Below are 11,998 nucleotides of genomic sequence, written 5' to 3' on the forward strand. Positions count from 1 at the left end.
CAGGAGGGGACCTATGTATACCAGTCAATTCCAAACCTTAGTCGATGTCATTCGGGAAAGAAGCAATATCTCTGATCGCGGGATCCGTTTTATCGAATCCGATAAAAAAGAGACAGTTGTCTCTTACCGCCAATTGTTTGATGAGGCACAGGGGTTTCTTGGCTATTTACAGCATATCGGCATTCAGCCGAAGCAGGAAATTGTATTTCAAATCCAAGAAAACAAATCATTTGTCGTTGCTTTTTGGGCTTGTTTATTAGGAGGAATGATCCCGGTACCGGTCAGTATCGGAGAAGATGATGACCATAAGCTGAAGGTCTGGCGCATTTGGAATATATTAAATCATCCGTATCTGATTGCCTCTGAGAAAGTATTGGATAAAATAAAGAAATACGCCGCAGAACACGATTTACAAGATTTTCATCATCAATTAAACGAGAAATCTGACATTATTCAAGATCAAACCTACGATTACCCCGCTTCTATATATGAACCTGATGCGGATGAACTGGCCTTTATCCAATTTTCTTCAGGATCGACAGGACATCCAAAAGGAGTCATGTTAACGCATCACAACTTAATACATAACACGTGTGCCATTCGGAATGCTCTGTCCATTGATTCGAAAGACTCTTTCTTATCTTGGATGCCTTTAACGCATGATATGGGGCTTATCGCCTGCCACCTTGTTCCCTTCTTAGTCGGAATCAATCAAAATCTAATGCCTACAGAATTATTTATTCGTAGACCTATCCTTTGGATGAAAAAAGCTCATGAACATAAAACCAGCATTCTATCCTCTCCTAATTTCGGATACAACTACTTCCTTAAATTTCTGAAAAACGAACCAGACTGGGATTTATCCCATATCAGAGTCATTGCAAACGGTGCAGAACCGATATTGCCGGAGCTATGTGACGAATTTTTAAAAAGATGCGCAACATTCAATATGAAAAGATCCGCCATTTTAAATGTTTACGGTTTAGCGGAAGCTTCAGTCGGCGCAACGTTCTCTAAAACAGGCGAAGAATTCGTCCCCGTTTATTTGCATCGCGATCATTTAAACCTCGGCGAAAGAGCTGTAAAAGTCAGCAAAGAAGATCAAAATTGCGCTTCATTCGTCGAAGTGGGACAGCCTATTGACTATTGTCAGATTCGAATCTCCAACGGAGAAAATGAAAGAGCAGAAGACGGAATCATCGGCCATATCCAGATCAAAGGAGACAATGTGACGCAAGGGTATTATAACAACCCCGAAAGTACGGACAGAGCGTTGACTTCTGACGGCTGGGTAAAAACAGGAGACCTTGGGTTCATTAGTGAAAGTGGTAACTTAGTCGTAACCGGAAGAGAAAAGGACATTATTTTCGTGAACGGAAAAAATATCTACCCTCACGATATTGAACGGGTCGCGATTGAAATGGAAGAGGTTGACTTAGGAAGGGTTGCCGCCTGCGGTGTATATGATCAAAAGACGCGAAGCGGAGAAATCGTGCTCTTTGTTGTTTTCAAAAAATCACCTGAAAAATTTGCACCGCTTGTCAAAGAGATTAAAAAGTATTTGTACAAGCGGGGCGGCTGGAACATAAAAGAAGTCCTTCCAATCCGGAAGCTTCCAAAAACAACCAGCGGAAAGGTTAAGCGATATGAACTGGCCAGACAGTATGAGGCAGGGAATTTTTCGATAGAGTCTGCCGCCATCAATGAATTTTTGGAGAGCAGCCCTGAAAAATCCGGACAGACGCCGATTCATGAGATAGAAACGGAATTGCTGTCTATCTTTTCTGAGGTTCTCGATGGAAGAAAGGTTCACCTCACTGATAGTTATTTTGATATGGGAGCAAATTCATTACAGTTATCGCAGATTGCTGAGTGCATAGAACAGAAATTTGGGCGCGAGCTTGCCGTTTCCGACCTCTTTACGTATCCTTCCATCACTGATTTAGCGGCATTTCTGTCTGAAAACCATGCTGAAATCAAGCATTATGTGACAGAGAAGCGAAGCCAAATGTCGCCGAAAGACATTGCCATTATCGGAATGTCGCTCAATGTCCCGGGAGCATCGACTAAAAGCGATTTTTGGAATCTGCTTGAAAAAGGAGAGCACAGCATTCGAGAATACCCTGCATCTCGGCTGAAAGATGCGGCGGATTATTTAAAGTCCATCCAAAGTGAATTCAATGAGAATCAGTTTGTTAAAGGTGGCTATTTAGATGAAATCGACCGCTTTGATTATTCGTTCTTCGGTTTAGCTCCTAAAACGGCTCAGTTTATGGATCCAAATCAAAGACTGTTTTTGCAGTCTGCATGGCATGCGATGGAAGATGCGGGCTATGCCGGAAACAGCATGAACGGGAGTCGGGTCGGGGTATATGCAGGGTACTCGAAGGTGGGCTACGATTATGAACGCCTCCTTTCTGCCAATTATCCGGAGGAACTTCATCAATATATTGTAGGCAATCTTCCTTCAGTGTTAGCCAGCCGAATCGCTTATTTCTTAAATCTAAAAGGGCCGGCGGTCACAGTGGATACAGCTTGTTCTTCATCGCTTGCTGCCGTTCATATGGCGTGCAAATCTTTAAATTCTGGCGAGTGTGTAATGGCTATTGCCGGAGGTATCCGGACATCGCTCTTGCCGATGCGTATCGGACTTGATATGGAATCTTCGGACGGATACACGAAAACGTTCAGCAAAGATTCAGACGGCACGGGCTCAGGTGAAGGCGCGGCGGCAGTCCTATTAAAACCTTTGCAGGATGCGGTTCGCGACGGAGACCATATTTACGGCGTAATCAAAGGGAGCGCGATGAATCAAGACGGAACAACCGCCGGGATTACTGCACCGAACCCGGCAGCTCAGACTGAGGTCATTGAAACGGCCTGGAAAGACGCGGGCATTGCTCCTGAAACGCTGTCATTCATCGAAGCGCATGGCACCGGAACCAAGCTTGGAGATCCGGTTGAATTTAACGGGCTTTGTAAAGCATTTGAAAAGTATACGGCAAAAAAACAATTTTGTGCGATTGGTTCTGTTAAATCGAACATCGGTCATTTGTTTGAAGCGGCAGGCGTCGTTGGGCTGATCAAATCTGTCCTCATGCTGAATCAAAAGAAAAACCCGCCGTTAGCCCACTTTAATGAACCCAATCCGTTCATCCATTTTCACTCTTCACCGTTTTATGTAAATCAGGAAGTTGCGGAGTTCACATCCGGGGATGAGCCGCTGCGGGGCGGAGTCAGCTCGTTCGGTTTTAGCGGAACGAATGCTCATGTGGTGTTGGAAGAATATATTTCTCAAAGTGAGGAAGCACTCGCGGACGAAAATGAGCCGCATCTATTTGTTTTATCCGCTCATACTGAAAATTCACTCTATGAACTCGCACAGCAGTATCGGCAATATGTATCGGATGGCAGCCAAGCTTCATTGAAGTCCATTTGCTATACAGCCAGTACAGGAAGGGCTCAATTGGATCATGGTATGGCCATGGTTGTATTCAGTAAGCAAGAATTATGTGACAAGCTGACCTCCGTGGTTCAAGGAGACAGCCATCTTCCCGGGGTACACATTGGTTATAAGAACTTGAAGGAAATGCTGCCTGCTCATAAAGAAGAGCTGAATAAACAAGCTGCTGATCTGATTGAGCAGTGTATGCGTACGCATGATGAACGAATCACATGGCTGAATCGCGCCGCCGAATTATTTGTGCAAGGAGCCGTTATAGATTGGCGCGCGCTTTATGCCGGTGAAACTGTACAAAAAACGCCATTGCCCTTATATCCGTTTGAACGAAACCGCTGCTGGGCTGAAGCTGACCATTTGCGCTTAAACGAGGACGGAGAGAGAGGAGAAGCGGCAATGAATATCAATCAAACGAAGGCGCATATTGAATCCTTTCTGAAAACTGTAATCGGCAATGCTTCGGGAATCAGAGCGGATGAACTCGATTTGAATGCGCATTTTATCGGGCTCGGAATGGATTCCATCATGCTGTCACAGGTCAAAAAAGCCATCGCTGACGAATTTGGTGTAGACATCCCGATGGATCGTTTTTTCGATACGATGAACAACCTCCAAAGTGTCATAGATTACTTGGCTGATACCGCTCCATCGTCCTTTGCATCCGCACCGGCTCAAGAGAATGTTCCGGCGGAGGAAAAATTGGTCATTTCAGAAACACAGCCTGAATCTGGTCACAGAGAAGAGCATCAAGAGCACATGCTCGAAAAAATAATCGCTTCTCAGAATCAATTAATTCAGGATACCTTGCAGGCTCAATTAAATAGCTTTAATTTGCTGAGAAACAGCGGACATCATTCCGATGTGAAAGACTACGCTAAAGCGCTAGAAAAATCAATTCCTTCTGTCAAGCAAGGGACGCCGACCGTCACTGCAGAAAAGAAATTGGCTCAAGAAGCGAAACCCTATGTTCCTTTTCAGCCCCAGAACCTGTATGAACAGGGACACTATACCGCACAGCAAAGACGATATTTAGAAGATTTCATTGGGAAATACGCAGATAAAACGAAAGGTTCCAAACAATATACGGACAAAACCCGATTTGCTCATGCAAACAACCGCAACTTGTCCAGTTTCCGTTCATACTGGAAGGAAATCGTGTACCCGATTATTGCCCAACGTTCTGACGGTTCCAAGATGTGGGATATTGATGGAAACGAATATATCGATATCACCATGGGATTCGGGGTTAATCTTTTCGGGCATCATCCGCCCTTTATTACACAGGTTATCGATGATTCAATCCGTTCATCATTGCCTCCGCTCGGCCCGATGTCGGATGTCGCCGGTGAAGTTGCTGATCGAATCCGCACATGTACCGGGGTAGAAAGGGTCGCTTTCTATAATTCCGGAACAGAAGCCGTCATGGTTGCCCTTCGTTTGGCAAGGGCGGCAACAGGAAGAAAGAAAGTTGTGGCGTTCTCAGGCTCTTATCACGGTACGTTTGACGGCGTATTAGGGGTTGCCAGTACAAAAGGTGGAGCTGCGTCTGCGAATCCGCTTGCTCCGGGCATACTGCAGAGCTTTATGGATGATTTGATTATTTTGCATTACAACAATCCAGATTCACTCGATGTGATTCGCAGTCTTGGAGATGAATTGGCAGCCGTATTGGTGGAACCTGTACAAAGCCGCAGGCCGGATTTGCAGCCGGGAGCATTTTTGAAAGAACTGCGGGCAATCACGCAGCAATCCGGGACAGCCCTGATTATGGATGAAATTATTACCGGATTTCGGATCGGTCTCGGCGGCGCGCAGGAATGGTTCGGCATTCAAGCCGATTTGGTGACCTACGGAAAAATCATCGGCGGCGGACAGCCGTTAGGGATAGTTGCCGGAAAAGCTGAGTTCATGAATGCGATCGACGGGGGAACCTGGCAGTATGGGGACGACTCCTATCCACAGGATGAGGCGAAACGCACGTTTGTGGCCGGCACCTTCAATACTCACCCGCTTACCATGAGAATGTCATTAGCCGTGCTTCACCATTTACAAACCGAGGGAGAACACCTGTATGAGCAGCTAAATCAAAACACTACCTCCCTGGTCGATCAGTTAAATCGCTACTTTGAACAATCGCAAGTGCCTATCCGTATGGTTCAATTCGGTTCTTTATTCCGTTTTGTCTCATCGCTTGATAACGACTTGTTCTTTTACCATCTCAATTATAAAGGGGTCTATGTATGGGAAGGACGCAACTGCTTCTTGTCTGCTGCGCATAGCGCGGATGATATTGAACATATCATTCAAGCCGTTAAAGACACGGTGAAGGATCTTCGCCGAGGCGGATTTATCCCGGAAGGCCCGGATTCCCCTAACGACGGCAGCCATAAAAAATCCGGGACGTACGAGCTTTCACCTGAACAAAAACAATTGGTTATGGCATCCCATTATGGGAATGGAGCTTCTGCAGCTTTAAACCAGTCCATTATGCTAAAAGTGGAGGGTGAACTGCAGCATCCGCAGTTAAAACAAGCCGTGCAGCATATCATCGACCGCCACGAGGCTTTACGTACGGTGATTCATGTGGATGACGAGGTACAGCAGGTGCAGGAACGGATAAATATAGACATTCCTGTCATTGATTTTACCGGTCATCCGGATGAGCAACGGGAGTTGGAAATGCAGAATTGGCTAACAGAAGATGCCAAGCGGCCATTTCATTTTCATGAACAAAAACCCTTGTTTAGAATCCATGTGCTTACATCGACTCAAGATGAACATCTGATTGTGCTCACGTTCCATCATGTCATTGCCGATGGATGGTCAATCGCTGTTTTTATTCAAGAGCTGGAGAGCAACTATACAGCAATTGTACAAGGAAAACCGTTTCTGCCAAAAGAGGCTGCTCCTTCGTTTCGTCAATATTTAGACTGGCAGCAGGCGCAGATTGATAGCGGCCACTATGAAGAAGGCGTCCGTTATTGGCGGCATCATTTCTCTGAACCGATACAGCAGGCAGTCCTGCCGAGCGTCGCTTCCGCCCGTTATCCTAACGGATATGAGGGAGACAGATGTACTATCAGGCTTGGACGGCCTTTAAGCGAGGCTTTAAAATCATTAAGTATTCGGATGAAAAATAGTGTATTTGTGACGATGCTGGGCGCATTTCATCTTTTTCTGCACCAGCTGACCAAACAGACGGGTCTTATGATCGGGATTCCTGCAGCAGGTCAATCGCATATGAAACATCATGCTCTGATTGGAAATTGCGTCAATATGATTCCTGTGAAGAACACGTCTTCTTCAGAAAGCACTTTATCCGGTTATCTTGGCAATATGAAAGAAAACGTGAATCACGCCATGCAGCATCAAGCTGTTCCGATGACACTGGTAGCCAGACAGCTTCCGCACGATCAAGTGCCGGATATGCGTATTATCTTTAATTTGGACAGGCCTTTTCGAAAGCTGCATTTCGGAAAGGCGGAGGCGGAGCCCATTGCATACCCGGTGAAACGCATGCTGTACGATTTATTTCTTAACATAACAGACACGAATGAAGAATATGTTCTTGATTTCGACTTTAAAACGAACGTCATCAGTCCGGAAATCATGAAAAAGTGGGGAGCGGGCTTTACGAAATTGCTGCAAAAAATGGTTGAGGAGGATTCTGTCCCTCTTGACGCCCTGATGATGTTTTCCGATGAAGAACAGCAAGATTTACAAGAACTGTATGCCGAACACCAGCAGCGGGTCTCTTCAATAGTAAGCAAAACGACAAACTTTGCTGACGCCTACGAGGCGCCGGTAAATGAAACGGAGCGACAGCTGGCGCAGATTTGGGAGGAACTTTTCGGCCTTGAGCGGGTTGGAAGATCAGATCGCTTCCTGGCTCTGGGAGGAAACTCACTCCAAGCGACGCTGATGCTTTCCAAAGTTCAGAAGACATTTCATCAAAAAGTTTCCATCGGACAATTTTTCAATCACCAGACTGTTAAGGAATTAGCACGTTTCATTGAGAATGAAAAGAAAGTCATGTACCTCCCGATGAAGGCTGCTGAGAAAAAAGCGCATTATCCGACATCACCGGCGCAGCAAAGAGTATATTTCCTTCACCAAATGGAACCGGATCAATTGGCTCAAAATATGTTCGGCCAAATATCAATTATAGGGCAGTACGATGAGCAGGCCCTGATTTCTTCTCTTCAGCAAGTCATGCAACGGCATGAAGCGTTTCGCACGTATTTTGAAATCTCAGACGGCGAAATTGTCCAGAAACTTGAAAACGAAGTTGATGTTAACGTTCATGTTCGGACAATGAGCCGGGACGAATTTGATGACTATGCAGACCGGTTCGTAAAACCATTTCGCTTGGAACAAGCTCCTTTGGTTCGCGCGGAGCTGATCAAGATTGATAACGGGCAGGCCGAGCTGCTCATTGATATGCATCATATCATTTCGGACGGTTATTCCATCAACATCCTTACAAATGAATTGCTGGCCTTATATCATCGGAAACCATTACCGGACATTGAATTTGAATATAAAGATTTCGCAGAATGGCAGAACCAATGGCTGAATGAGGATGCCATGAAACAGCAGGAGACATATTGGCTGGAACAATTTCAAGAAGAAATCCCGGTTCTTCAACTGCCGACAGATGGTTCAAAAGCGGCGGTACGGTCTTCCGAGGGGCAGCGGGTGACGTGCTCTCTGCGGCCGAATGTAATCCGTTCGCTGCAAGATCTGGCGCAAAAGGCGGGAACGACCCTTTATACGGTGCTTCTGGCCGCCTACAAAGTGCTGCTTCATAAATATACAGGACAAGAAGACATTGTCGTAGGCACGCCTGCTTCAGGAAGAAATCATCCGGATGTCGAAAATATCATCGGTATTTTCATTCAAACCATCGGAATCCGGACGAAGCCGCACGCCAATAGAAAGTTTACGGATTATCTGGAAGAAGTAAAGCGGCAGACGCTTGACGCTTTCGAAAACCAAGACTATCCATTCGACCGGCTGGTTGAAAAATTAAATGTACAGCGGGAAACAACAGGAAAATCACTGTTTAACACGATGTTTGTGTTTCAAAATATTGAATTTCATGAAATAACGCACAATGAATGTACATTTAAGGTGAAAGAGCGAAACCCCGGAGTCTCTTTATATGATTTGATGCTGACGGTCGAAGATGCCAGGCAACAGATAGAGATGCATTTTGATTTTAAACAGGGACAGTTTGAACAAGAAATTATTGAACAGATCACAAAACACTATATCAGCATTTTACACAACCTTGTTAAGCAGCCGGAGATGACGTTGTCTTCCATTCCTATGCTGTCTGAAACCGAACGGTATCAATTGCTGACGGAGTTGAATGACACAAAGACGTCGTATCCGCATAACGAAACGGTTTCTCGATGGTTTGAAATTCAGGCGGAACAGCGGCCTGATCATGAAGCCGTTATTTTTGGCAATGAGCGGTATACGTACAGACAGCTCAATGAACGGGCAAACCAATTGGCGCGAACGTTACGGAGAAAAGGCATACAAGCGGATCAATTCGTTGCCATCCTCTCTCCGCATTGTATCGAGCTGGTTGTTGGAATTTTGGCTGTGCTGAAATCCGGCGGCGCATACGTGCCCATTGACCCTGAGTATCCGGAGGACCGGATCCATTATATGCTGAGGGATTCAAAAGCGAAGATTGTGTTGACACACCACAACCTGCAAGATCGATTACCTTATGATGGTGAAGTTGTGCTTTTGGATGAGGGAAACTCTTATCATGAAGACCGCTCAAATCTTGAATTATTCAGCAATGCGCATGATTTGGCCTACATGATCTATACGTCTGGTTCCACTGGAAATCCGAAAGGTGTACTCATTGAGCACCAGGGGCTGGCCAATTATATTTGGTGGGCGAAAGAAGTTTATGTGACAGGAGAGAAAACCAACTTCCCATTATACTCCTCTATTTCTTTTGACCTGACGGTGACTTCGATATTTACACCGCTGGTGACGGGAAATACCATCATTGTCTACGACGGAGAAGACAAAAGCGCTGTGCTTTCTGCGATTATGCAGGACTCAAGAATCGACATAATCAAATTGACCCCGGCACATTTGCATGTAATCAAGGAGATGAATATAGCAGGCGGCACCACAATACGGAAAATGATTGTGGGCGGAGAAAATTTAAGCACCCGTCTGGCCAAAAGTGTCAGCGAGCAGTTTAAAGGCCGGCTGGACATTTTCAATGAATACGGGCCGACGGAAACTGTCGTCGGATGTATGATTTACCGTTACGACCCAAAACGGGACAACCGGGAATCTGTACCGATCGGCACTGCGGCTGCCAACACGGACATTTATGTGATGGATGCAAGCAGAAACCTGGTTCCGATCGGGGTAATCGGTGAAATGTATATCAGCGGACCCGGTGTTGCCAGAGGGTATTGGAATCGCCCAGATTTAACGGCAGAGAAGTTCGTTGATAACCCGTATATCCCGGGAGCGAAGATGTACAAATCAGGGGACTTGGCTAAGCGATTGAGGGATGGAAATCTTGTATATGTGGGACGCATCGATGAACAAGTCAAAATCAGGGGTCACCGAATCGAACTTGGTGAAATCGAAGCAGCGATGCATAACGTGGAAGCGGTGCAAAAAGCCGCTGTTACAGCCGAAGAAGCAGAAGACGGCTTAATACAATTGTGCGCGTATTACATAAGCGACAAACCTATAGCGGCTGGGCAGCTTAGGGAACAATTGTCATCGGAGCTCCCGGGCTACATGGTTCCGTCCTATTTTGTCCATCTTGAGCATATGCCATTAACGTCCAACGGGAAAATAAACCGTAAAGCACTGCCCGCACCCGAAGCAAGTCTGCAACAGACAGCTGAATATGTTCCGCCGGGCAATGAGGTGGAGTCCAAACTGACAGATTTATGGCAGGAAGTGCTCGGAATAAGCCGTGCGGGGATCAAACATAATTTCTTTGATCTCGGAGGAAATTCCATTCGCGCGGCGGCCTTAGCCGCCAGAATTCATAAAGAGCTGGATGTAAACCTGACGCTAAAAGACATATTCAAGTTTCCTACCATTGAACAATTGGCTGACAAGGCGTTACACATGAACAAAAATCGATATACACCGATCCCGGCCGCAAAGGAAATGTCCTATTATCCAGTTTCTTCAGCTCAAAGGCGAATGTATTTGTTAAGTCACGCAGAGGGCGGCGAGCTGACTTACAATATGACGGGTGCCATGAGAGTGGAAGGGTCGATTGATCCTGACCGGTTAAACGCCGCTTTCCAAAAATTAATCGAGCGTCATGAAGCTTTGCGGACCAGCTTTGAATTATATGAAGGCGAACCGGCACAGCGTATTCATCAGAACGTCGAATTTACAATAGAACGAATTCAAGCAAGCGAAGAAGAAGCGGACGATCGTGTGCTTGATTTCATCCAAGCGTTTGATTTAGCCAAACCGCCGCTGATGCGGGCCGCACTGATTGAACTAGAACCTGCGCGGCATGTGCTTGTGGTTGATATGCATCATATCATTTCTGACGGCGTATCCGTCAACATTCTGATGAAAGATTTAAGCCGGCTCTACGAGGGGAACGAACCCGATCCGCTTTCTGTTCAATATAAAGACTATGCAGTTTGGCAGCAATCAGATATTCAGAAACGGAATATCAAGAGTCAGGAAGCGTACTGGCTGGATCAGTTTCGTGATGACATTCCTGTACTGGACATCCCTGCGGATTACGAGCGGCCTGCCGTACGCGATTACGAAGGCGAATCCTTTGAATTTGTTATACCGGAACACTTGAAACAAGGCTTAAGCCAAATGGAAGAAAACACAGGAGCAACACTGTATATGATTTTATTGGCAGCTTATACGATTCTTTTATCCAAATACAGCGGTCAAGAGGATATTGTCGTAGGAACGCCATCTGCCGGGCGGAATCATTTGGATGTGGAGTCGGTCGTGGGAATGTTCGTCAATACGTTAGTCATCCGCAATCAGCCGGCGGGCCGTAAAACATTTGATGCCTACTTAAACGAAGTAAAGGAAAACATGCTGAATGCCTATAAAAATCAAGACTACCCGTTAGAAGAATTGATTCAGCATTTACATCTTTCGAAAGATCCAAGCCGCAATCCTTTGTTCGATACGATGTTTGTGCTGCAAAATCTCGATCACGCTGAATTGACACTCGATTCCCTTCAGCTCAAGCCGTATCAGTTTCATCATCCGGTTGCCAAATTCGATTTGACCTTGTCGATTCAGGCGGACCAAGACAACTACCAAGGCCTGTTTGAATATTCGAAAAAACTGTTTAAGAAAAGCAGAATCGAGGCTTTATCAAACGACTACTTACACATTCTATCCGCGATTTTAGAACAACCAAGCATTCTAATTGAACATATCGGATTGAGCGGCAGCTATGAGGAACAAGAGAACATGCTTGATTCTATTCAATTGAACTTTTAGGGAAAAGCATATATTTATTTGTTTAAATTATACAAA

1 protein-coding gene is annotated in these 11,998 nt (G+C 45.6%); it reads left to right on the top strand.

Going from position 1 to position 11,998, the window contains the following annotated elements; translation table 11 throughout:
• Positions 1-13 precede the first annotated feature (13 nt).
• A complete protein-coding gene (locus KHQ79_RS09010; RefSeq protein WP_225514906.1) occupies positions 14-11,962 on the top strand; it encodes a non-ribosomal peptide synthetase/type I polyketide synthase in 11,949 nt (3,982 codons plus the stop codon).
• Positions 11,963-11,998 lie beyond the last annotated feature (36 nt).

Source organism: Bacillus sp. TSO22, from assembly GCF_020223595.1.
GTDB classification, from domain to species: Bacteria; Bacillota; Bacilli; order Bacillales; family Bacillaceae; genus Bacillus; species Bacillus inaquosorum.

Coding starts and splice junctions, on each gene's coding strand:
- KHQ79_RS09010 (WP_225514906.1), top strand. CDS start 14: ATGTATACCAGTCAATTCCAAACCTTAGTCGATGTCATTCGGGAAAGA.